Source organism: Bradyrhizobium sp. USDA 4504 (assembly GCF_054063995.1).
In genome coordinates this window covers 7468467-7490651 of the sequence record NZ_JBSSGV010000001.1, presented here as the reverse complement: position 1 = coordinate 7490651, position 22185 = coordinate 7468467, and the positions used below count along the sequence as shown (strand labels likewise).

Sequence of the window (22185 nt, the reverse complement as noted above, 5' to 3'; positions counted from 1 at the left end):
AATGGATTTGTTATCTCTCGTCATTCACGATATGAATGATGAATGAACCTTCGATCCATCGACCTCAATCTGCTCGTCGCGCTGGACGCATTGCTGACCGAGCGTCACGTCACCAAGGCGGCAGACCGGGTCGGCCTCAGCCAACCCGCGATGAGCAATGCGCTTAACCGGCTGCGCGCGATGTTCAAGGACGAACTCCTGGTGCGGACCACAACCGGGATGAAGCCGACGCCCCGCGCCACCGAACTGGCGGAGCCGCTGCGCCAGGTTCTGCGTCAGGTCGAGCGCGTGATGGCGAGCGACGCCGGCTTCGATCCAGACCGGACCGAACGCACCTTCACGATCAGGATGTCGGACATTCTCGCATGCCTGCTGCTGCCGCGGCTCGCCGCAACGCGGCCGCCGGAGGGCCGAATTTCCTACAACACGATCCATCTGCCGCCCGCCCTGACGATCGATGCGCTGGAGCGGGACGAGATCGACGTCGCGGTGAGCATGGGGCTCGAGCATTCCGCATCGATCCGTTCGGAAACGCTGCTGCGAGACCGCATGGTCTGCCTGATGCGACGCGGACACCAGATCAAGCGCGCACGGCTGACTTTTGAGCGCTTCATCGCGCGGGAGCACATGAAGGTCTCGATGAGCCCGACCGATCTTCGCTTCGTCGACGACGTGCTCGCCGAACGCGGCCATCGAAGACGCATCGCCCTGAACGTGCCGCATTGGCTGGTCGTGCCCCATGTCTTGAAGAAGACCGATCTGCTCGCGGTGATGCCGAGGCACCTCGCGACCGTGCTGATGGACGATGATCTGAGGATGGAGGAACTGCCGTTCGAATCCGCGCCGTTTGACTGGATGTTGTACTGGCACCGCAGATACGATCAGAGCAACGCCAACGGCTGGCTCCGCGACCGGATCAGGGCGGCGTGCTCCGACCTGAACTAGGCGCCGAGGTCCGCCGGCCTCCGCGCCATGGGCGATTGACGTGCTGCCTCGGCGTCCGTGACGGCCGATGCGTCCTCTAAAGAGCGCCCCTTGGTCTCGAAACCGAACACGAGGAAGACCACGGCTCGGAAGACGAGGATGCCGGCCAGGGTCGTCAGCACGCCGGTCAGCCCCTGCCAGGCGAAGGTCGCAACCACGACGTATTGAACCAGCGCGGTCGCGATGCGTCCGGATGTGGCGCAGATCGCCGTGCCGCGAAGCCGATACCGCGTCGGAAACAGTTCGGGGACGTGCATCGCGAACCCGGTCGCCAGCATCACGTAGATCGCCGTGATCAGCAGGAAGCCCACACCCGCGAGCGCAACACCATCCGGCATGTATGGATAGGCGATACCGAGCGCCGCTGCCGCAATCGACGAACAGACGATCGACAGCCTGCGTCCGAGCCGGTCCGCCAGCACGAGCCCGATCAGCGATCCGACCGGGCCGCCCAGCGCCATCACCGTGGTGTAGCCCAGCGAGGAAACCACGCTGTGGCCGCCCTTGACCATGAAGGTCGGCAGCCAGCCGATGAACCCGTAGAGGCTGAAGCCGACGACGATGTGCAACAGGCTGCCGAGCAGCGTGCGCGCGAGATACGGCGGCTGGAACAGACGCCAGACCGCGCCGGGAGACTCCTGCACCGGCGCGCGGGCAGCGACGGCAGGCAGTGTCGCCTTGCGCGCGGCCTCGACTTCGATCGCCGACAGGATCTTCTCGGCTTCATCGGCGCGTCCGTTGGCGGCGAGCCAGCGCGGCGATTCCGGCATCGACTTGCGCAGAATCCAGACGACCATCGCAAGGCAACCGACAAGGCCGAACATGTAGCGCCATCCAAGCGTCGGGATCACCCACAGGCCGACCATGGAGGATACGAACAGCGAGAAATTGGTGATCACGGCCAGCAGCCCGATCCAGCGTCCACGCGAGGAAGCCGGCACGAATTCCGTCAACGTCGCGTAGCCGACCACGATCTCTGCGCCGAGGCCAATGCCGATGATGAAACGCAGGCCGATCAGGACCATCATGTTCGGCGCGAAGGCCGCGGCGATCGAGGCGAGGCCAAAGATCGCGAGGTTCATCTGATAGGAGAAGCGGCGGCCGAACCGATCGCCGAGGATGCCGGAGCACCACGCGCCGATCGTCATCCCGACGAAGGTCGCGGAGACGAATGCGGCGTTGAGCTCGAGCGTCGACCAGCCTGCCTTGAGCACGGCGCCCAGCACGCCGCCGGCCAGATAGATATCGAACGCGTCGAGGAACATGCCGGCGCCGATCAGGGCCAGGATGCGCCAGTGGAATCCGCAGATCGGTAGCCTGTCGAGGCGCGCGCCCGCGTTGATGTCGATGTCGGCGGATCGCGCCATGCCAAACCTCCCTGCCCGGCCTTTGGCAGCCGGATGCTCCGGGCACCGATTGATGACGCGCAGGGGGTCGTCGTCCAATTCAAATCGAAAATTCGACTATTTGGCGCAGTGATGAAGCTGACGCGACCGCACCGTCGCGTTCCATCCTGACACCGAGCTGACTTGCATTCGCCGTCGTTAACGATCCCGCCGTCGCGCGAACTCGAAATCACGGTGTCAGCACAAACATTCACAACGGGTTCATGTCGCCGCCACTATTCGACTCCAACGCTGGGGGAAGAAGATTGGAGTATGTGCCATGCGCCGCATCGCCGGACTGCCTTTCGCCTTGGCTCTCAGCCTCTGCTGTCTCTCACCGCTCGCGCCAGCACGCGGGCAGCTTGCCATCGGCATCACCGTCAATGCGGCGCCGCCGCCATTGCCGGTCTATGTCCAGCCGCCGATCCCCGCGCCCGGCTACATCTGGACTCCGGGCTATTGGGCATGGAACGACGACACCGGTTACTACTGGGTGCCCGGCACATGGGTGCTTCCGCCTGCGCCCGAATTGCTGTGGACCCCCGGCTATTGGGGCTGGAGCGACGGCGCCTACGCCTTCCACGCCGGATATTGGGGCGCGACCGTCGGCTTCTACGGCGGCATCTCTTATGGCTTCGGCTACACCGGCGTCGGCTATGAGGGCGGCTACTGGCGCGGCGGCAGCTTCTTCTACAACAGCTCCGTCAACAACATCTCGAACGTCTCGGTCACCAACGTCTACAACAAGACCGTCGTCAACAACACGACCAACGTCAGCTACAACGGCGGCACCGGCGGCACCACGGTGAAGCCGACGCCGCAGCAGCTCGCGGCCCAGAGCGGGCACCACATGGCCGCGACCGGCGAGCAGACGCGACACGCGGAAGCGGCGATGAAGAATCCGGCGCTGACGCTCACCAACAACCATGGTCATCCGGCGGTCGCGGCGACCGCGCACGCAGCACGGTTCAGCGGCGCCGGCGTGGTGGCCGCGCGCCCGGGCAAGCCGATCGCGGCGCCGCCGCCCCGACATGCGCAACCCACGGCCGCACACGCCTTGCCAACGGGACATGCTCTCCCGACGGGGAATGCTCCGCCGCCAGGACATGCCCTGCCGACAGCAAATGCTTCGCCGGCCGGACACGCTCTACCGACGGGGAACGCTTTGCCGCCGGGACACGCCTTGCCGACTGCGCATACTCTCCCCGGTGCCGGCGCACATCCCGCACCCGCGCCGCACGTCGCTCCGCCGGCGTCAAGACCGCAGCTCGTGCAGCATGCACCGCCGCAGCCACGCGCGGTCGCGCATCCACCGGCGCCGCGCGTCGCGCAAGCGGTTGTGCATCGGCCCGCGCCCCCGCATGTGTCACGACCGGCGCCGCGGCCTCATCCCGCTGCGAGGCCGCATCCGGCGGCACGCCAGCACTCATGATCGGGCTCATCGGCGTGCCTGCAAGGGCACGCCGATGTCGTATGAGACCCCATCGCGCGCACCACGACCGCGATGCGATCATCATCCCTGACTTTTGGGCGCGAAGCGCGCCGTCAAGCCAGCGCGTCGGCCGCACAGCTGATCCCGTCGTAGATCTCCTCGAGATCCGCCTCGGTGACGCAATAGGGCGGCATGACGTAGATCGTGTTGCCGAGCGGCCGCAGCAGCAGATTGCGGCGTTCGAAGAAGGCCTGAAGCTTTGGGCCGATGCCGGCGAGATAGCCCGCATCGCTCGCCTTCAGATCAAGTGCGGTGACGGTCCCGGTGCGGCGGACGTTCTCGAAGCGCGCGTCGGCACGGAACGCGGCGAGCAGACGCTCCTGCATCGCAGCCACCGCGGAGACGCGCGCGCCTGCACCGTGTTGCCAGAGCTCGAGGTTTGCTTTTGCAGCAGCGCAGGCGACCGGGTTTGCCGTGTAGGAGCTGGAGTGGAAGAAGGTGCGCGAACGATCACTGGAATAATGTGCGTCGTAGATCTCCGCACGGCACAGCGTCACCGCGAGCGGCAGCGAACCGCCGGTGAGGCCCTTCGAATAGCAGGCGATATCGGGCCTGACGTCCGCCTGCTCGCAGGCGAACAAGGTGCCGGTGCGGCCCCAGCCGGTCATCACCTCGTCGGCGATGAAAAACACGCCAGCGGCTGCGCAGATGCGTTTCATTTCCTTCAGCACCCAGGGCGGATACATCAGCATCCCGCCCGCACCCAGGATCAGCGGTTCGACAATGAACACTGCCGCGGATTCCTTCCTGCACGCGGCTTCGAGCGCGTCGAGCGTCGTCTGTTCATAGCCAGGCGCCGGAAACGGGATCGACGCGACGTCGAACAGCAGCGGCTCGTAAGCCCTGTTGAAGACGCCGCGCGCGCCGACCGACATCGTCCCGACCGTGTCGCCATGGTAGGAGTTTTCCATCACGATGATCTGCGTGCGCGTCGCGCCGATATTGTGCCAGTAGCCGAGCGCCATCTTCAGCGCCACCTCGACGCTGGTCGAGCCAGAGTCGGAGAAGAACACGTAATCGAGCCCGTCGGGCGCCAGCTTCAACAGCTGCGCGGCGACCTGCTCGGCCGGATCGTGGGTATGGCCCGCGAAGATGATCTGGTTGAGCTGCTCCGCCTGGTCCTGGATCGCGCGCACGATGTGCGGATGGCAATGGCCGTGGGTCACGACCCACCAGGATGCGATCGCATCGATGATGCGGCGATCATCCGCGGTGTAGAGATAGGCGCCCTCCCCACGCACGATCCTCGTCATCTCGCCGTGCAGCGCGTGCTGGGTGAACGGGTGCCAGATCGGCGACTTCCGAGCGGATGTCATGGATTGAAATCTTCCCGCCGGAACGACGCCTTGAACGCTGCCTGCAGCGTGTCTGCCGCAAGCGGAGCAAGCCAGGGCAACCGGCCTAGCCGGCGCACCTGCCCGATCTCGCAGATCGCGCGCTCGCTCTCGGGATTGCTCTCGCCGATGAATGCGATCCCGTGAATGTCGATCCCGCGCGTGCGCAGCGCCTCGACCGACAACAGCGAGTGATTGATGGTGCCGAGCGCGGTGCGGGCGCACAGCACGACCGGAAGGCGCCATCGCGCGAAGATATCGATATAGAGCGTGTTGCCGTCGAGCGGCACCATCAGCCCGCCGGCGCCCTCGATCACCAGCGGACGGTCCCCGGCATCGGGCACGCCGAGCGCGGCAGCGTCGATGCGCACGCCGTCGAGTGCGGCAGACTGATGCGGCGAAGCCGGCGTTCGAAGCCGGTAACGTTCCTGCACGATGCGATCCGCCGGGAGCCCGCCAAGCCGTGCGACCAGTTGCGCATCGGTTTCCTCCTCGAGGCCGGCCTGAACCGGCTTCCAGTAGCGCGCGCCGAGGAAGCCGGCGAGGCCCGCGCAGAACACCGTCTTCCCGATCCCGGTATCGGTGCCGGTGATCACGATCCGGCTCGTCATCGCGACCAGCCTTTGGTCTCGTCGACCAGCGCGTCGAGCAGCGCGCGCACGTCGTCCTCGTCGACATTAAGGGTCAGCGCAATCCGCAACCGGGCAGAGCCTGCCGGCACGGTCGGCGGCCTGATGCCTCTGATATCGAAGCCGCGCGCCTGCAGCGCAGACGCCAGCTGCATCGCACGCGCATTGTCGCCGACGATATAGGGCACGATCTGCGAGCGCGACGGGCTGCGCCAACCGCGCAGGTCGAGCTCGCGATGCGTGAACGCGACCAGTTTTGCCAGGCGCTGCTGATGCAGGGGCTCCTGCTGCAGGATCAGCAGCGCCTCGCGCACGGCGACGGCCACAAGTGGCGACGGTGCAGTGGCGAAGATGAACGGGCGGCAGCGATTGACCATGAAGTCGCGCAGCACGGTCGAAGCGGTGACCAGCGCGCCGGCGGCGCCCAGCGCCTTGCCGCAGGTATGAACGATCACGAGGTTCTCGCGCCCCTCATAGGACGCCGTCAGCCCACGCCCCTGCTCGCCATAGACGCCGGTGCCATGCGCCTCGTCCACCATCAGGAACGCGTCGTGCCGGTCCGCGATGGCGACGAGGTCGTCGAGCGGCGCGACGTCGCCATCCATGCTGTAGACGCTTTCGACCACGATCCAGGCCCGGCCCGTGCCGCCCTCGGCACGCCAGCCGCGAATGGTGTCTTCGACCGACTGGGGATCATTGTGCGCGCTGATCCGGAATTCGGCCCGGCCGGCCCGCGCGCCTTCATGGATGCTGGCGTGCACGAGAGAATCGAGCACCAGGAGATCGCCGCGCTGCGGCAGCGTCGTCAGCACGGCGAAATTGGCGACATACCCGCCGCCGAAGAACAGCGCCGTCTCGGCTCCAAAGAACGCGGCGGCTTCGGCCTCTAGCCGTTCGTGCTCCTCGCAATTGCCGCGCAGCAGCCGCGACCCACCGGCGCCGATCGGTGTGCCGGCCCCGAGCGCGGCCGAGACCGCATTCTTGATGCGCGGCGCGTTCGCGAGCGCCAGATAGTCGTTCGAGACGAAATCGATGCCCGCGCGCGGCTTGAGACCGCGCAGCCGATCGTCCTTGCTCAGGGCGTGCAAGGCCGCGGCGTAATCAGCGACCTTGGCCGCATGGATTGCGCTCATGCTTCTCTCTCAGATTTGTAGTTGGTCGCGCGGCGAATCCCGCCGCGCGCGTGCCGGAGGTGCGCTCAGGCGAGGGCGGAGTTGATGCCGAGCCGGTCCAGCAGATTGGCGTCGCGATCGCGCTGCGGGTTCTTGGTGGTCAGCAGTACATCGCCGATGAAGATCGAATTCGCGCCGGCGAGGAAGCACAGCGCCTGCAGCTCGTCGGTCATGTATTGCCGTCCGGCCGACAGCCGCACCACGCTCTTCGGCATCATGATCCGCGCGGTGGCAACCAGACGCACCAGCGCGATCGGATCGGGCCGTTCCGCGGTGTCGTTGACCGGCACGCCCTTGACCTCGTTCCACAGATTGATCGGAACGCTCTCCGGATGGCTGGGAAGATTGGCAAGCAGCATCAGCATGCCGAGCCGGTCATCGACCTGTTCACCCATGCCGATAATGCCGCCGCAGCAGACCTTGATGCCGGCGTCGCGCACATGCGCGAGCGTATCGATGCGATCCTGCAGGGTGCGGGTGGTGATGATCTTGTCGTAGAACTCGGGCGAGGTGTCGACGTTGTGGTTGTAGAAATCGAGGCCGGCGTCGGAGAGACGCTCGGCCTGCTTTGGCGTCAGCATGCCGAGCGTGACGCAGGTTTCCATGCCGAGGCCCTTCACCGCGCTGACCATGTCGCAGACCTGATCGAGATCGCGGTCCTTCGGACTGCGCCAGGCCGCGGCCATGCAGAAGCGGGTTGCGCCGGCATCCTTGGCGCGCTGCGCGACCGCGACAACTTCATCCCGCGGCATCAGGCGGGTGGCCTTCAGGCCGGTGTCGTAATGCGCGCTTTGCGAGCAGTAGCCGCAGTCTTCCGGGCAGCCGCCGGTCTTGATGCTGAGCAGGCTCGCGGTTTCGACATGGTTCGGATTGAAGTTGGCGCGATGCACGCCTTGCGCCTGAAACATCAGATCCGCGAACGGCAGGTCATAGAGCGCTTCAGCCTCGGCACGGTCCCAGGTCTTGCGGGGCGCTGCGCTGGTGCGGCTGTCGGTCCGTTCGATTTCCACGACATCAACCATATGGCTTGCTTTCTCGTTTGCTGTGGATCATAGATAATCTGGTATATTATCTATGATCTGTGGACTTAGAACGATGCTAGCCGAGCCCGAACGCGCGCGCACCCGTTTTTACGATAGATAATCTATGACGAGCGAAGGCGCGAACACGACCACCGCGGGGCGCATCGCCGAAGCGATCGGCGAGCGCATCATCAACTGCGAATTGCTGCCGGACGCGCCGCTGCGGCAGGATCATGTCGCGCGCGAATTCCATTCGAGCCACGTGCCGGTGCGCGAGGCCTTCAGGCAATTGGAGGCGCAGCATCTCGTTGTTGCGGTGCCGCGACGCGGGGTGCGGGTCGCGCCGCTCGACACCAGGTCGGTGAAGGAAATCGCCGAGATGCGCGCCGCGCTCGAGGTGGTGGCGTTGCGCAATGCCGCCCCCAGGCTCACATCGGCCCATCTGGCACGGATCGAACTCGCCATGATCCAAGGCGACAATGCCGAGACGGTGCAGGATTTCGAGATGGCCAATCGCGCCTTTCACCATGCGCTGGTGGCGCCGTGCGCGATGCCGCGGCTGCTTGCCAGCCTCGACGGCCTGCAGCTTGCGAATTCGCGACTGGTGTTCGCGATGGCGCGCAACGCCGGCTGGCGGCCGCGGCCGAGCCAGGATCATCGCGTGATCCTGCAGGCGCTGCGCGCACGCAACATCGAACAGGCCTGCAGCCTGCTGGCGCGGCATATTCAGACTATCGAGCGGCTTGCCCTGCCGGCAGCGTGATCACTTTGCTCCGAATCGAGCGGCGGACTCCGGTTCACCTCGCCCCGCGTGCGGTCGCGTGCGGGGAGAGGTCGGAACGCATCGGCAGATGCGTTCCGGGTGAGAGGGGGAGTCTCCGCGAGAGTATCTGTCTCCGCGTGTGCGGAGGCAGCCCCTCACCCCAAACCCTCTCCCCGTAAGAACGGGGCGAGGGGACGCGCCGCCTTTGCGACCGCCATTCAATCTAATCCCATCACTCTCTAAGCGATCGCGACGATCTCCAGCTCCTGATCGCCCGAGCCTGCGACGTCGCCCAGGGCTTTGCCCATCAGCGACCTCGCTACCGGCGAGACAAAGGAAATCGAGCCTGCCTTTGGATCGGCTTCGTCCTCGCCGACAATGCGATAGGTCTGCACCCGCCCGTCGGCGCGGCTGAAGGTCACCGTGCTACCGAAGGCAACGGTTTCGGTGGAAGCAGGGTCAGGCACGACCTGCGCGGTGCGGAGCCGCTCCGTGAGATAGCGCGCGTCGCGCAACGGAACCGCCGACTGCCGCCGCCGTTCGTTGACGTCGTCCAGCTGCTGCGCGGCCTCTAGGGCCTCGCGTGCCGCCTGGAGCTCACGCTCCAGCGCCTTGCGTCCTGCTTCGGTCACCAGGTTGGGATGCGGCGAAATGGGGCGGTCCGGCAACAGCGTTTCGGACGCGGTCTCGGCACTTTCTTCCTTGGTGAAGGCAACGCTCAATCCAGAACTCCATCGATGAGGCCAGCAGCATAGACCCGCCCCACGCGCCTCCCTAATGCGCGAAGGGATTAGGCAGTATCTAATGCGAGGCAGGCTGTTCCGCCTTGGTCCGTCTGCCGAAGCGGTTCTTTACACCCTCGCGCCAGCCCTGGAAGGTGACGAACAGCATCGGCACCAGGAAGATGCCGACCGAGCTTGCGGCGAGCATACCGCCGAACACCGCGGTGCCGACCGCACGGCGGCTGATTTCCGCGGCACCAGTCGCGACCACCAGCGGCACCAGGCCGAGGATGAAGGCAATTGATGTCATCATGACGGCGCGGAAGCGCATTTGTGCGCCCATCGTCGCGGCCTCCGCGATCGGCTTGCCGGCCTCGCGCTGCTCCTTGGCGAACTCGACGATCAGGATGCCGTTCTTGGCGGCGAGCGCGATCAGCACCACGAGGCCGATCTGACCGTAGAGATCGAGGTTGAGGCCCGCGAGCTTGATCGCAAGATAGGAGCCGAACACGCCGACCGTGACCGATAGCAGCACGGGAATCGGGATCGTCCAGCTCTCATACAGCGCGACCAGGAACAGATAGGCAAACAGCACCGCGAGGCCGAGAATGATGCCGGTCTGGCCGGAGGCCGCCTGCTCCTGATAGGCCGTGCCGGTCCACTCGTAGGAATAGCCGGAAGGCAGCGTCGACTTGGAGAGCTCGGCCATCGTCGCGATCGCGGTGCCCGAGGACACGCCCGCCGCCGGGCTGCCGTTCACGGTGACCGAACGATAATTGTTGTAGCGCGTGATCACCTGCGGTCCGGTCACGATGCGCAGGCTTGCGATCGAGCGGATCGGCACCATCTCGCCGCCGCTGTTGCGCACATAGATCTGCCAGATGTCGGGAATGTCGCGGCGATCGGTGGCATCGCCCTGCACATTGACCTGCCAGGTGCGGCCGAACAGGTTGAAGTTGTTGACGTAGATGCCGCCGAGCGTGGCCTGCAGCGCGGTGAAGACGTCGGCCATGTTGAGGCCGAGCGCCTGCGCCTTGGCGCGATCGATATCGAGATAGACCGACGGGTTGGTCGCGGTGAAGGTCGAGAACACGCGGGCCAGATTCGGATTGCGGTTCGCCGCGCCGATCAGCCCGCCCATCACGCTGCTGAGCGAGGCCGGATCCTGCCCTTCGAGCGCCTCGAGCTGATATTCGAAACCGCCGGAGGTCGAAAGCCCGATGATCGGCGGCAGGTTGAATGGCAGCACCGAGGCCTGACGGATCTGCGATCCCCCGACGAAGGTCTGCCCGATCGCAGCCTGCACCGAGTCGGTGACAGCCTTGCGATCGGCGAACGCCTTCATGCGCGCCACCATGAATGCCGAATTCGGCTCGCTGGCACCGTCGAGCAGCGAGAAACCGATGATCGACAGCACATGGTCGATCGCCGGATTCTTCTTCAACAGCGCCTCGACCTGCTTGGTGACCTCGCTGGTGCGTGCCACCGACGCGCCGTCGGGCAATTGCACCGCGATGAAGAAGGCGCCCTGATCCTCCTCGGGCAGGAAGCCGGTCGGCGTGATCTTCGACACGCCGAACACCGCGCCGGCAAACACCAGCACCGCGACCAGCGACAGCACCGCCACACGAACCAGCCGTTGCACCACGCCGGCATAGCGGTCGCGCACCCAGTCGATGCTGCCGAGCACCCGTCCCATGATGCCGCGGCGCGGCCCGCCGTGGCGCAGGAACACGGCGCACAGTGCCGGCGACAAGGTCAGCGCATTCAGCGCCGAGATCACCATCGCGGCGCTGATCGTCACCGCGAACTGGCGGAACAGCGTGCCGGAAATGCCGGGGATGAACGCGATCGGCACGAACACCGAGAGCAGCACCAGCGAGATCGCGATGATCGGCGCCGTGATCTGCGCCATCGCCTTCTTGGTGGCGTCGGCCGGCGATAGCTCCGGCTCCTCCTCCATGACGCGCTCGACGTTCTCGACCACGACGATGGCGTCGTCGACCACGATGCCGATCGCCAGCACCATCGCCAGCAGCGAGACTGTATTGGCCGAGTAGCCGAGCGCCAGCAGCACCGCGAACGCGCCGATCAGGCTGACCGGAACCGCGACCGCCGGGATCACCGTGGCGCGCAGATTGCCGAGGAACAGGAACACCACGATCACGACGAGCACGAAGGCTTCGCCGAGCGTCTTCATCACCTCCTTGATCGTATCGGACACGAAGGTGGTGGAGTCGTACTGTACGAGATAGGTCAGCCCCGGCGGAAACCGCTCCGACAGCCGCGCAAGCGTGGCCTGCACCGCCTTGGCCGTGGTCACGGCATTGGCGCCAGGCGCGAGATAGATGCCCATCGGCACGCCGGGATTGCCGTCGATCCGCGACTCCGAATCCATGTTCTGCGCGCCGATCTCGACACGAGCAACGTCCCTGATCCGCAGCACCGAGCCATCCGGATTGGCCCGCAGCACGATGTCGCCGAACTGCTTGGATGTCGTCAGGCGGCCCTGCGTCTGCACATTGAACTGGAACTGCTGGTCATTGCTGATCGGACGCGCGCCGATGCGGCCGACCGGCGCCTGCACGCTTTGCGCCCTGATCGCGGCGATCACGTCCGACGGCGCCAGGTTGAGGCTGGTCAGGCGCTGGGTGTCGAACCAGATCCGCATCGAGTAGTTCAGCTTCGCGAACAGCGAGGCCTGTCCGACACCAGGCGTGCGCGAGATCGCGTCCAGCACGTTGATGATGGCGTAGTTGGTGATGAACAGCGGATCCTGATCGCCGCTCTTGCTGTACAGCACGATGAATTGCAGCACCGCCGAGGATTTCTTCTGCACGGTCAGGCCCTGCGCCTGCACCTCGGTCGGCAATTGCGCGAGCGCGCTCTGCACGCGGTTGTTGACGTTGACGGTGTTGATATCGGGATCGGTGCCGAGCGCGAACGAGACCGTCAGCGTGTAGCTGCCGTCATTGCCGCTGGTCGACTTCATGTAGAGCATCTTGTCGACACCCACGACCTGCGCTTCCAGCGGCTGGGCGACGCTCGATTCGACCACTTCGGCCGATGCGCCGGGGAATACGGCGGAGACCGTGACCTGCGGCGGCACGATGTCCGGAAACTGCGCGACCGGAATCTGCATCAGCGCCAGCGCGCCCGCGATCGTGATCACGAACGCGATGACGATCGCAAGCCGCGGACGATCGACGAAGACGGCAGAAATCATGGGTTATTGCCCGTCGATTTCGGCGCGCTGCTCGCGCCGCCATCCGCCGAAACCTTCATGCTCGACTGGATCAGCGCGCTGACGGGCCCCGGCGCCACCACCTCGCCCGGCTTGACCTTCTGCAACCCCTCGACGACGACCTTGTCGCCGAGCGAGATGCCGCCCGTCACCGCCGCAATCGTTGCGGTCGATTGCCCAAGCTGGATCCGCCTTTGCTCGGCCTTGTTGTCCGCGCCGACGACATAGACATATTCGCCTTGCTGGTCCGACAGCACCGCCGAACGCGGGATCGCGAGCACCTCGACCGGCTGCACGCCTTCGAGGAGAACGGTCACGAACTCATTGTCGGTGAGTTCGCGGAGCGAGCCGCCGGCCGCGACGGAGGTATATGTCGGCGGATTAGGGATGGTGCCGCGCAGGGAGATGGTATCGGTGTTCTGCGCGATCGTGTTGTTGACGAAATTCAGCTCGCCGGTCTTGTCGAAGAGCCGGCCGTCCGGCAACCGCAGGCGGATGACGACGGCCTTGAAGCCGCCGCGCGTCGCATAACGGTCGCGCAGATCGAGCGCCTCGCGCACCGGCACGGGAAAGGTGACATACATCGGGTCCTGGCTGACGATGGTCGTCAGAGTTCCCGAGCTCGGCGTCACGACGTTGCCCTCGGTGACCGCGGTGCGTCCGATCCTGCCGTCGATCGGCGAGTGGATCATGGTGTAGTCGAGATTGATCTGGGACAGGTCGACCTGCGCCTGCGCGGCCTGCACCTGTGCCTCGAGGCTCTGCTGGTTGGCGACCGCCGCATCAACATTGGATTGCTGGCCGGCCGGGCCGCCCATCAGGGCCTTGGCGCGATCGGTGGTCAGCTTGGCGTTGACCAGCGTCGCCTGCAATTGGGCGACCTGTGCCTTCTTCGATGCGAGATCGGCCTCGAACGGTCCGCGCTCGAGTTGATACAAGAGATCACCGGCCTTGACCTCGGAGCCCTCGACAAAGTTCCGCTTGTCCAGGAACGCGGTCACACGCGCCACCACGTTGACGCGGTTGGGGGCTTCGATGCGTCCGAGAAATTCATTGGTTTCGGTGATCGGCCGCTTCACCGCCTCGAACACGCCCACGGCAGGAGGCCCGGGCGGCCCCGCCTGGGCATGGGCCGCCGATACTCCCGCCGCCATTAGTCCCGCCGATACGAGAAACTCTGCCAAGCCACCGAGCATGCGTTCCGTACCACTCATGCAGTCCAACCCTTCGGCTACCAACAGACGCTACGAGACGGATATGACGTCGAGTTCCCTCAGACCCGAAGGTCAGGATGGGCAGTGCGTTGCAGCAGATCATAACGCGGCCAATCCGACAATGCTGTAAGCTGATCGCGATCGTTGCGCCGATCCCGACGACAGCCAGCTTTGTGAAGCGCTGCGACGCCACCATGACACAGCCATTGCGGCCGCGCGGACCGGCTCAGTGCATGCCGCCGTCGCCGAAAGCTCCCGTCAATGTGATCCCACACGAGCGCACTCTCGGTACCCTCGAGGTCAGGCTGCGCTCACAACGCGATGGCGTTCTTCAAGCGAGAGGTGTCTTGATAGGCTGGCGACGCCAGACGTTCGGATAGCCACGGCCGCGCGCGCTTGCCGCTGACCTCGTGCACACCGTCGAAGATATCCATGTCGATCAAATGCGGATGGCCTGACGATGCGTAGACCGACTGCATTTGAGAAAACTTTTCATCCCGCCCAAGTTCCAGCGCGTTTGCACCGTCACGGCTCCCGATCTCGACGAACAGCGGGCACGGGCAGAGCAAGTACGCCAGCTCCGCGCCGGCGTACTTGGCGCGGCCGTTGCTGAAATGAATGTAAGCCGCGAGTTCGACGCCGAGATTCCTGGTGATCACGGATGACATCAGGAACTTCTTCTCGTCGCGCATATATCCGGACACGACAGTCGGCCGCATCTGCCCCGTCGCGGCTTCCAGATGCAGCGCGAGAAAGGCGCCCCAGGACACCCCGTAGACGCCGACATTCAAACCCGACACGCCGGTGAGCTTTCTGCAAACGATTTCGCCGGCGTCGAGCGATGCGCATGACACGTTGTGGGCGGAGATGCCGTGAGATGCCAGCATCGCGGCGATGTTGTTCTGGCTCTCCTGATTTCCGATCTGGACGATGTAAGGACACCAGACGACGTAACCGTCCCGACATAGCCGTTTGCCGAGCGCGTTCATGTAGTCCTTGTCGGCATCGTCGAAGCAGCGCTCCGGCGTGCTCGCCATGCCGTGGCCGAGCAGGATCAACCCCTTGAATTCTCCGTCGGGAATTCCAAGACATCCGCGCACCGGCACGCCGCATTCCAGATCGAACTCGACCTTCACGACCGAGAAGCCATCCGCCGGCGCGCGCCAGAGCACCCGGATCTCGTCACGCGACGGCCGATAAAGCCGCCGCGCCCGGAACAGAGATCGCATCTCTCCGCGAATCTCCGAACCGGTTGCGACCGCATGCAGCCTGCCGCTTGCCGCGATATCGAACAACGACCGGCAGAACTGATCGTAGCCAAGGGTCGGCAAGTCGACATTCGCGCATGATCCCTGGCAATGGCCCAGCGCCAGCCTGTCGCTGCCGGCCCGCGACGAGGGGCCGACCAGCGTCATCAACAATCCGGAAAGCGCCCTGCGGCTGATCATCGGCCCTCCCCGAGCCGACGATGGCTCGCATGAATGTCAGAGGTGGCCGCTTAAAAAGCGCGATCAGACCCGGTTTGAATCGTCATCGCGCCTTAGGCCGCCCGTTAGGCATGATCCTTTTCGAAAAACCGCTTCGCACTTTTCCGGATCATGCCCTAGCTGGCGCCACGGATTGCGCGGATACAAATTAAAGGATGTTCATGCTCGAACGATCGCGTGCAACGTTGCAAATGTGTGACGCCGGCGGGCTTGGCGCAGCGCCAGTCATGCCAATCCGGTTTCGGGATGCTTCGGAATGTTTCCATCTGTCACGTAGCTTCGATTTTGCCGCGCGCGGCGATGATCGTCAGGCCCTGATTATCGAGTCTTCATCAAGTCTCTATCAAGTCATGGGGCCGCCCCGCCGACCTGGCATCGAGCTTCGCCTCCGTCGTCCGTGCGCCGGCGGCCGCGCGCCGGATCGCAGCCGAGCGAGCGAGACCCCGGCCGCCGCGCGAAAATCGCGAAGAAGAGGCGGCGAAAACGTCGGAATTCCCCCTGATGCGCGTGAACGCGCACCGGAATAACCCGGACTCGTGGCTCGGGCTGAATTGCTTTACGCAATATTTCCGGGGTCGCCGGGTTTATCTATTGGGCAACAACGGTTTTTGGGATGACCGATGGCGAACGACCTGCACGAGCATCTGATTGAACTGGCCTATGAGGCCGCGGTCGTCCCCGAATTGTGGCCGAATGTCCTGCATCAGGTCGGCGCGATCGCGCGTGCGCGCGGTATCGTGCTGTTGACGGCGGCCCCGCACGACGTCCGCTGGGTCGCGTCCCCCGACATGCACGACGACACGGTGGCCTATGTCGAAGGCGGCTGGCACGAGCGCAACGGGCGATTGCCGCGCCTGCTCGCGGCCAACCATGCCGGCTTCCTGCGCGACATCGATGTGTTCGATACGCCCGAGGAGGTGCAGCAGGATTTCCAGATCCGCGAATTCTTCCGCCCGCGCGGGCTCGGATGGGGCGCCGGTACTGCGATCCCGGTGCCGAGCGGCGACGTGCTGATCTACAGCGTCGAGCGCGAATACCAGCACGGGCCGATCGAGCGGGAAGCAATCGAGCAGCTCGACGCGCTGCGGCCGCATCTGGCGCGTGCCGCGCTGCTGTCGGCGCGGCTCGGGATGGAGCGCGCCAGGGCGGCGACCGAATCGCTGGCGATGCTCGGCCTGCCCGCGGCAGTGCTGCGGCGCGGCGGCCGCCTGATGGCAGCCAACACGCTGTTCGACCGCCTGGTGCCCGACGTGATGCAGGATCGCGGCGAGCGCCTGACGCTGGCGGCGACCACTGCCGATGCGCTGTTCGCACAGGCGCTGGTCGCGCTTGATCAGGGACTGATCAGCGTGGAGGTGCGCTCGGTGCCGATCGCGGCGCAGGAGGATCGGCCGCCGCTGATCGTGCATCTGGTCCCGATCCATGGCGCGGCGCGTGACCTGTTCGACCGCGCGGCGGCGATCGTGATCGTGACGCCGGTGGTGCCGGCCGAGGTGCCGACCGCGGAAGTGCTGCAGGGCCTGTTCGACCTGACGCCGGCGGAGGCGCGCGTTGCGCGCGGCATTGGCGAGGGACGCACCGTCGAGGCAATCGCCGGCGCATTCGGCATCTCCCGCGAAACGGTGCGCAACCAGCTCAAGGCGGTGCTGGCCAAGACCGGACTGGGCCGGCAGGTGGAGCTGGCCAGACTGCTCGCCGGCGCGAAGGTGCCGCCGGGGTCGTCAGGAGACTAGCGCACGCCGCGCAAGCCTCGGTGCAGGGGTCGATGCGATCCTCCGGGAATTCGCAAAACGATCGCATGTTCAAACGGTGCCGGTTACGCTAGGGGTAGCGTCCCTCCCTCCGTGCGCCCGCCCGGCGCATGTCCAGTCAATGAGTGCAACTGAATGGCCGAAGCCGACCTCGACGCCGTCATCCGGCAAACCGCAAAAGCGCAGACCAAGGCCGTGATGGCGGCTGCCAAGAAACGCCAGGCCGCCTGGGTCTCTCGCGCCGCCAAGGCCAAGGACAAGGAGACCAAGGCGCGCTTCCGCTTCCTGGCCAAGAGCACGATGCTGAACGCAACCGCGACCGCCAAGCGGTTGCAGAATTCGGCCGAGAACGCCGCGGACGCCTATGCGCGCGCCATGAAGAAGGCGATGGAAGAGCCGCCGCCGGCCAAGAAGCCCGCGAAGAGGAAAACCGACGGCTAGTCGATGCCGCGTTACGTCGCCCTGCTGCGCGCGGTCAATGTCGGCGGCACCGGCAAGCTACCGATGACCGAGTTGAAGGCAATGTGCGTCGACGAGGGATTTGCCGACGCGCAGACCTATATCGCCAGCGGCAATGTCGTGTTCTCCTCGAAGCTCGGCGCGGCCAAGGTCAAGGCCACGCTGGAGCGGCGGCTGCAGGCCTATGCCGGCAAGCCGGTCGGCGTCGCCGTCCGCAGCGCGGACGAGATCGCCGCGGTGCTGAAGGCCAATCCGTTTCCGAAAGCGCCGCCGAACTATACTGTCGCGATCTTCCTCGACGAGCCGCCGCCCAAGGACGCCTTGAAGGGCATCAAGGGCCAGCAGGACGAAGAGGTGCGGCTCGGCAAGCGCGAGATCTATGTCGCCTATGGCAGCGGCATGGGCCGCTCGAAGCTGAAGATCCCCGCCGCCGCCAAGGGCACCGCGCGCAACATCAACACCATCGCGAAGCTCGCCGAGCTGGCGGCGGGTGACAACGAGGGTTAGTTCGCCCATTGAAATCCGTCATCCTGAGGAGCGCGCACTTGCGCGCGTCTCGAAGGATGCACGGCCCGGCTGGTGGCCGATTCATCCTTCGAGGCTCGCTCCGCTCGCGCCTCAGGATGACGGTCAAGCAGTCTGACAGCTAACTCTCCCGCACCGCGAATCCTTCGGCGCTGAGCCTTGCCAGCACCTCCTCCAGATGGGCGCGGTCGCGGGTTTCGATCACGAGCTCGAGCAGCGTCGCCTTCGCCGGAAGATCGGAGAAGGTGCGCTGATGCGAGACCTCGATGATGTTGGCGCCGGCATCGGCAAGCAGGATCGACACCGCCGCGAGCTGTCCGGGCCGGTCGACGATGTCGAGCGCCAGTTGCGTCAGTCGTCCCTCGCGCGCGAGCTCGCGGGTCAGGACCGAGGCAATCAGCCTGGTGTCGATATTGCCGCCGGTCAGCACCAGGCCGACTGAGCTGCCCGCAAAGCGCTTGGGAGCTGCGAGCACCGCCGCGAGACCGGCGGCGCCGGCGCCTTCGACCACCGTCTTTTCGATCGAGATCAGGGTCGCGACCGCGCGCTCGATCTGGTCCTCGCTGACCAGGATGATGTCGTCAACGAGCTCGCGCACGATTTTCGTGGTGATCTGCCCGGGCGCCTTGACCGCAATGCCCTCGGCGAGGGTGTCGCCGCGCATCGGCAGCTGCTCGCCTTTGACCGCATTGTACATTGACGGATAGAGCTGGGCCTGCACGCCGACGACCTGGATCGACGGCTTCAGTGCCTTCGCGGCCGTGGCGATGCCCGAGATCAGCCCGCCGCCGCCGATCGGTACCACCAGGATATCGAGCTCCGGCACCGTCGCGAGCATTTCAAGTCCGATCGTGCCTTGCCCTGCAATGATCAGCGGATCGTCATAGGGATGGATCAGGATCAGGCCCTTCTGCGCAGCATGCGAGCCAACGAACGCGAAGCATTCTTCCAGCGTCTGCCCGGTGATGATGACCTCGGCGCCGTGCCGCCTGGTGTTCTCGATCTTCACCATTGGCGTGCCGATCGGCATCACGATGGTGGCGGGGATGCCGAGCCGCTTGGCGTGATAGGCCACGCCCTGGGCGTGATTGCCGGCCGACATCGCGATCACGCCGCGCTTCCGTTCCGCGGGCGAAAGCGCCTGCAGACGATTCAGCGCGCCGCGCTCCTTGAAGGTCGCTGTGAATTGCAGGTTCTCGAATTTGAGGAACAGGCGGCAGCCGCAGATCTCGCCCAGCGTGCGGCTCTCGTTGCAGGCCGTGACCATGACCGCATCCCGGATCACATCCGCGGCACGGCGTATGTCGGCAAGGGTGATGGCGGCGGTGTCGGAAGGCTGCGGCATCGGGTTTCGCTTTGGTCCGTTTCGTCGGACGGAACCTAGCGGGTTTCGGCGCCGAACACGACCGCGTTAGCGTGCGGCTAACACCCGTTCCTCCGCCCTCGCCGGCCCGGCCGGCTGAACTTCATCGCATTTCGGGCATACCAGCGCGGTGCGGAAATGCTTGTCGAGCACAATGGTTCGCGTCCTGCCGCACTGGCAGCGCATCGGCTTATCCATGGAAAACCGGCCCGGGTTCGAGATGCAAGGAGAGCGTGCGCCTGGCTACCCCGGTCCGGTTAACCCAATATGACTTGCCGCCGGATAATTTGTCGCGCGGCTAAAAGAGACCGGCGCTGAGATCGAGGCCGTAGCCTGCCCTGAGCGCCGCGACGAGCAGGACCGCCAAGGCGAACAGCAGGAGATGCCGGGCGATGCTGCTCCGAAGCGAATTGGCCGGAAACGCGCGTGCGATCGATTGAGCCAAAGCAGTCATTTGCGACCTCCAGAGCCACGTCCCGAAGGTAGGTCGCGTGCAGCGCAGTGAGGTTCAATGCGGCTCGCGGATCGGCCGGCGGCGCGCCAATGTGCTCTGTTCGGGATCACTCGGTGCCCGCACCCGATTCTTGAAGCGGTGACCGACCACGATCAGCCTGCCCTCGGCGCGGATTACGGTATCGGCCGATGGCGCGGACGGCAGATTGTCTTGCGTGACCGCTTCCAGTGCACGCAGGAACTCGCGACCGGCCGATGTGATCTCCCAGCCTTCGACGTCACGGAGCACATAGCCATGGCTAAAGATGTCGAGTTCGGGGACCCGCGACGCCAGACGTTTGATCCGCGCATGCCAATCGTCGCCGCTCGATGAGAGCACGGCGAGATCGTGCTTAAGTGAATTGATTGTGGCTTTGCCGCGGACGTGACTGGCCAATATTTTTAAGATCGCAACCTGTATGCTCAACTCGACGCCTCGACCGCCACGGTTCTTTTTGTTCTGCGCAGCCGACCTGGAAATTATCGCGCTGATGACTGAGGCGTCCAGTCATCAGCGTCAGATATCCAGAACCCGACAAGACGGTATCGACTTACGCCGCGCGTGATGGGCCGACGCGGCGCTCGGGCCGGTGCGACGACATCGATTCCTCCTCCATATCCTGCGGCGCGCCCCAAAATTCCTGCACGGTGGGCCCGTTCTTTAACCTCTTGTCGCGCAGGAAGCCGAGGATTTCGTGCGGCCAGACCCGGCGGCCCATCTGCGTGTACCAGCGCATCGCGTGACGAAGTCCGGCGTCGCGGTGGAGCAGCACGCGGAGCAGCGCCTTCGGGCGGCACTGCAGCACCATCTCGGTGAACTTGAACCAGAGCAGCACGCGCCATGGCGGCATGTGCCGGGTCGCCAGCACCTGATGCTTGTAGTCCCAGAGCCTGCGATCGGTCTGGATGACGCGCCGCTCCGCCGCGAGACGGAAATACGGCGTCCAGCGATGCGGCGTGACGTAGAGCATCTGGATCTGGTCGGGATCACAGGACAACAGCTGCCTGAGACCACGCCAATGATCGCGATCGGTCTCCTCCTCGAAGCCGACCACCCACGTCGCCATCGACAGGATGCCGTGCTGGCGCATCAAACGGATGGCTTCGCGATCGATCGTGGTGGTCGCGCCCTTGCGGATCAGCTCCAGCGTCTTCTCGTCGGTGTTCTCCATGCCGAGCAGGAAGCGCTGCCAGCCCGCCTTCTTGTAGAGATGCAGGATATCGGCGTCGCGCACGATGTCGTCGGCGCGGGTCGAGCCGACCAGGATCAGATCGACATCCTCCGCGATCAGGGCCTCGAGAAAGGCCCGCCACGCCTTCTTCGAGACGGTCGGATTCTCGTCGGCGAAATTGATCACCTTGACGCCGTGCTCGCGATGGAGCCGCGCCAGCTCCTTCGCAAAGCGCACGGGATCGCGGTGCCGCCACCGCGTCCAGAAGCCGCGCTGGCCGCAGTAATTGCACAGATGCGGACAGCCGCGCGAGAACTGCACGACGACGGCGCACAGGCCGCCCCAATAGCTGTAGCGCGCGTGATCGATCAATTCCCAGCCGACGCGATAGGCATCGAGATCACGGATGACAGGCGCAGGCGGCATCACGCGCGGCCCGTAATCGTCGCGAAATGCGATGCCGTTGATGATGCGGAGATCCTCGCCGGCCTCCAGCGCCCGCATCAGACGCCGCGCCGTCTCTTCGCCCTCGCCGCGCACGATCGCGGTGACGTAGCGCTCCTCGCGCAGGATGTCGCGCCAGTGATAGGTCGGAAACACGCCGCCATAGACGATCCGCACACCGGGCACGGCCTTGACGATCGCCTGCGCCACCTCGGCGATGACCGGATGGCCCGACGTCGAGCCGGAATGGCCGAACAGCACCGCATCCGGTGCAAATCTCGATGCCTCCGCCACGATGGCTTGGACCGGCATCGGCCCGAACTCGGCATCGATAAGACCGACGTCGTGGCCGTCATCGATCAGGGGGCCGCCGATCGACAACAGGCCAAGTGGCGGCAGATGGTCGTCGGGGATCCGGCTGCCGATCGCCGGGTGCGGCACGTTGATGAGAAGAATGCGCATGGATGATCGCTCCCGCTTTGGTTGGCGTGATCGTTCGTCCCCGCATCTTGAGAGAGAGAGCCCAACCCC

General features: G+C 65.2%; 19 protein-coding genes. 6 read left to right on the top strand and 13 right to left on the bottom strand.

Annotated elements, in window-relative coordinates; translation table 11 throughout:
* Positions 1-42: 42 nt before the first annotated feature.
* Positions 43-945 carry a LysR family transcriptional regulator gene (locus ACVMB1_RS35115; RefSeq protein WP_076824590.1) on the top strand — a complete coding sequence of 301 codons (903 nt, stop codon included), beginning with the start codon at positions 43-45 and terminating at the stop codon, positions 943-945.
* On the opposite strand, the gene ACVMB1_RS35110 is transcribed toward ACVMB1_RS35115, so the two are convergent.
* A complete protein-coding gene (locus ACVMB1_RS35110; RefSeq protein WP_456849692.1) occupies positions 942-2351 on the bottom strand; it encodes an MFS transporter in 1410 nt (469 codons plus the stop codon). The genes ACVMB1_RS35115 and ACVMB1_RS35110 overlap by 4 nt on opposite strands.
* A 298-nt stretch (positions 2352-2649) precedes the next feature.
* On the opposite strand from ACVMB1_RS35110, the gene ACVMB1_RS35105 reads away from it, so the two are divergent.
* Positions 2650-3801 (top strand): YXWGXW repeat-containing protein, encoded by a 1152-nt coding sequence (locus ACVMB1_RS35105; RefSeq protein WP_076824586.1) that lies wholly within the window; start codon positions 2650-2652, stop codon positions 3799-3801.
* A 113-nt stretch (positions 3802-3914) separates the two neighbouring features.
* Here the strand turns inward: ACVMB1_RS35105 and ACVMB1_RS35100 are convergent, their stop codons facing one another.
* The 4 genes from ACVMB1_RS35100 to bioB all read right to left on the bottom strand — a co-directional run bounded on the left by ACVMB1_RS35100 (position 3915) and on the right by bioB (position 8018).
* Positions 3915-5177, bottom strand: coding sequence for an adenosylmethionine--8-amino-7-oxononanoate transaminase (locus tag ACVMB1_RS35100; protein ID WP_456849690.1), 1263 nt, complete (start codon positions 5175-5177; stop codon positions 3915-3917).
* Positions 5174-5806 carry a dethiobiotin synthase gene (gene bioD / locus ACVMB1_RS35095; RefSeq protein ID WP_076824584.1) on the bottom strand — a complete coding sequence of 211 codons (633 nt, stop codon included), beginning with the start codon at positions 5804-5806 and terminating at the stop codon, positions 5174-5176. Before bioD ends, ACVMB1_RS35100 begins: the two co-directional genes overlap by 4 nt.
* Positions 5803-6957: an 8-amino-7-oxononanoate synthase gene (locus ACVMB1_RS35090; RefSeq protein ID WP_076824582.1), complete on the bottom strand. Its 1155-nt coding sequence runs from the start codon at positions 6955-6957 to the stop codon at positions 5803-5805. Before ACVMB1_RS35090 ends, bioD begins: the two co-directional genes overlap by 4 nt.
* Before the next feature lie 65 nt (positions 6958-7022).
* Positions 7023-8018: a biotin synthase BioB gene (gene bioB, locus ACVMB1_RS35085; RefSeq protein WP_076824580.1), complete on the bottom strand. Its 996-nt coding sequence runs from the start codon at positions 8016-8018 to the stop codon at positions 7023-7025.
* Positions 8019-8142: 124 nt separating this feature from the next.
* Between bioB and ACVMB1_RS35080 the strand changes: the two genes are divergently transcribed.
* Positions 8143-8781 (top strand): GntR family transcriptional regulator, encoded by a 639-nt coding sequence (locus ACVMB1_RS35080; protein ID WP_076824578.1) that lies wholly within the window; start codon positions 8143-8145, stop codon positions 8779-8781.
* Positions 8782-9020: 239 nt separating this feature from the next.
* Here ACVMB1_RS35080 and greA read toward each other — a convergent pair whose 3' ends face one another.
* The 4 genes from greA to ACVMB1_RS35060 all read right to left on the bottom strand — a co-directional run bounded on the left by greA (position 9021) and on the right by ACVMB1_RS35060 (position 15409).
* Positions 9021-9503, bottom strand: coding sequence for a transcription elongation factor GreA (greA, locus tag ACVMB1_RS35075; RefSeq protein ID WP_076824576.1), 483 nt, complete (start codon positions 9501-9503; stop codon positions 9021-9023).
* Between the two features lie 79 nt (positions 9504-9582).
* On the bottom strand, positions 9583-12729 hold the full coding sequence (locus tag ACVMB1_RS35070) for an efflux RND transporter permease subunit (protein ID WP_076824574.1): 3147 nt from the start codon (positions 12727-12729) through the stop codon (positions 9583-9585).
* Positions 12726-13961: an efflux RND transporter periplasmic adaptor subunit gene (locus tag ACVMB1_RS35065; RefSeq protein ID WP_244558656.1), complete on the bottom strand. Its 1236-nt coding sequence runs from the start codon at positions 13959-13961 to the stop codon at positions 12726-12728. The genes ACVMB1_RS35070 and ACVMB1_RS35065 overlap by 4 nt, the downstream gene beginning before the upstream one ends.
* Before the next feature lie 311 nt (positions 13962-14272).
* On the bottom strand, positions 14273-15409 hold the full coding sequence (locus ACVMB1_RS35060; protein ID WP_076824570.1) for a hypothetical protein: 1137 nt from the start codon (positions 15407-15409) through the stop codon (positions 14273-14275).
* A gap of 659 nt (positions 15410-16068) precedes the next feature.
* Here ACVMB1_RS35060 and ACVMB1_RS35055 point away from each other — a divergent pair.
* The 3 genes from ACVMB1_RS35055 to ACVMB1_RS35045 all read left to right on the top strand — a co-directional run bounded on the left by ACVMB1_RS35055 (position 16069) and on the right by ACVMB1_RS35045 (position 18165).
* Positions 16069-17181 carry a helix-turn-helix transcriptional regulator gene (locus ACVMB1_RS35055; protein ID WP_076824568.1) on the top strand — a complete coding sequence of 371 codons (1113 nt, stop codon included), beginning with the start codon at positions 16069-16071 and terminating at the stop codon, positions 17179-17181.
* A 153-nt stretch (positions 17182-17334) separates the two neighbouring features.
* On the top strand, positions 17335-17640 hold the full coding sequence (locus ACVMB1_RS35050; protein ID WP_076824566.1) for a hypothetical protein: 306 nt from the start codon (positions 17335-17337) through the stop codon (positions 17638-17640).
* A 3-nt stretch (positions 17641-17643) separates the two neighbouring features.
* A complete protein-coding gene (locus ACVMB1_RS35045; protein ID WP_057015355.1) occupies positions 17644-18165 on the top strand; it encodes a DUF1697 domain-containing protein in 522 nt (173 codons plus the stop codon).
* Between the two features lie 139 nt (positions 18166-18304).
* Here ACVMB1_RS35045 and ACVMB1_RS35040 read toward each other — a convergent pair whose 3' ends face one another.
* The 4 genes from ACVMB1_RS35040 to bchE all read right to left on the bottom strand — a co-directional run bounded on the left by ACVMB1_RS35040 (position 18305) and on the right by bchE (position 22116).
* The gene (locus ACVMB1_RS35040; protein ID WP_076824564.1) at positions 18305-19528 is read right to left on the bottom strand and encodes a threonine ammonia-lyase; all 1224 of its coding nucleotides are present in this window, start codon (positions 19526-19528) and stop codon (positions 18305-18307) included.
* Positions 19529-19844: 316 nt separating this feature from the next.
* Entirely contained in the window at positions 19845-20000 is a 156-nt protein-coding gene (locus ACVMB1_RS35035; RefSeq protein WP_307720376.1) for a response regulator, read from the bottom strand.
* A gap of 54 nt (positions 20001-20054) precedes the next feature.
* Positions 20055-20465: an aminoacyl-tRNA deacylase gene (locus ACVMB1_RS35030; RefSeq protein ID WP_244558655.1), complete on the bottom strand. Its 411-nt coding sequence runs from the start codon at positions 20463-20465 to the stop codon at positions 20055-20057.
* A 124-nt stretch (positions 20466-20589) separates the two neighbouring features.
* A complete protein-coding gene (gene bchE, locus ACVMB1_RS35025; RefSeq protein ID WP_076824562.1) occupies positions 20590-22116 on the bottom strand; it encodes a magnesium-protoporphyrin IX monomethyl ester anaerobic oxidative cyclase in 1527 nt (508 codons plus the stop codon).
* Between the last annotated feature and the right edge of the window lie 69 nt (positions 22117-22185).

What these genes read in the sequence shown, in the direction of transcription:
- ACVMB1_RS35115 (WP_076824590.1), top strand. Translation starts at nt 43, where the DNA reads ATGAACCTTCGATCCATCGACCTCAATCTGCTCGTCGCGCTGGACGCA.
- ACVMB1_RS35110 (WP_456849692.1), bottom strand. Translation starts at nt 2,351, where the DNA reads ATGGCGCGATCCGCCGACATCGACATCAACGCGGGCGCGCGCCTCGAC.
- ACVMB1_RS35105 (WP_076824586.1), top strand. Translation starts at nt 2,650, where the DNA reads ATGCGCCGCATCGCCGGACTGCCTTTCGCCTTGGCTCTCAGCCTCTGC.
- ACVMB1_RS35100 (WP_456849690.1), bottom strand. Translation starts at nt 5,177, where the DNA reads ATGACATCCGCTCGGAAGTCGCCGATCTGGCACCCGTTCACCCAGCAC.
- bioD (WP_076824584.1), bottom strand. Translation starts at nt 5,806, where the DNA reads ATGACGAGCCGGATCGTGATCACCGGCACCGATACCGGGATCGGGAAG.
- ACVMB1_RS35090 (WP_076824582.1), bottom strand. Translation starts at nt 6,957, where the DNA reads ATGAGCGCAATCCATGCGGCCAAGGTCGCTGATTACGCCGCGGCCTTG.
- bioB (WP_076824580.1), bottom strand. Translation starts at nt 8,018, where the DNA reads ATGGTTGATGTCGTGGAAATCGAACGGACCGACAGCCGCACCAGCGCA.
- ACVMB1_RS35080 (WP_076824578.1), top strand. Translation starts at nt 8,143, where the DNA reads ATGACGAGCGAAGGCGCGAACACGACCACCGCGGGGCGCATCGCCGAA.
- ACVMB1_RS35070 (WP_076824574.1), bottom strand. Translation starts at nt 12,729, where the DNA reads ATGATTTCTGCCGTCTTCGTCGATCGTCCGCGGCTTGCGATCGTCATC.
- ACVMB1_RS35065 (WP_244558656.1), bottom strand. Translation starts at nt 13,961, where the DNA reads ATGAGTGGTACGGAACGCATGCTCGGTGGCTTGGCAGAGTTTCTCGTA.
- ACVMB1_RS35060 (WP_076824570.1), bottom strand. Translation starts at nt 15,409, where the DNA reads ATGATCAGCCGCAGGGCGCTTTCCGGATTGTTGATGACGCTGGTCGGC.
- ACVMB1_RS35055 (WP_076824568.1), top strand. Translation starts at nt 16,069, where the DNA reads ATGGCGAACGACCTGCACGAGCATCTGATTGAACTGGCCTATGAGGCC.
- ACVMB1_RS35050 (WP_076824566.1), top strand. Translation starts at nt 17,335, where the DNA reads ATGGCCGAAGCCGACCTCGACGCCGTCATCCGGCAAACCGCAAAAGCG.
- ACVMB1_RS35045 (WP_057015355.1), top strand. Translation starts at nt 17,644, where the DNA reads ATGCCGCGTTACGTCGCCCTGCTGCGCGCGGTCAATGTCGGCGGCACC.
- ACVMB1_RS35040 (WP_076824564.1), bottom strand. Translation starts at nt 19,528, where the DNA reads ATGCCGCAGCCTTCCGACACCGCCGCCATCACCCTTGCCGACATACGC.
- ACVMB1_RS35035 (WP_307720376.1), bottom strand. Translation starts at nt 20,000, where the DNA reads ATGACTGCTTTGGCTCAATCGATCGCACGCGCGTTTCCGGCCAATTCG.
- bchE (WP_076824562.1), bottom strand. Translation starts at nt 22,116, where the DNA reads ATGCGCATTCTTCTCATCAACGTGCCGCACCCGGCGATCGGCAGCCGG.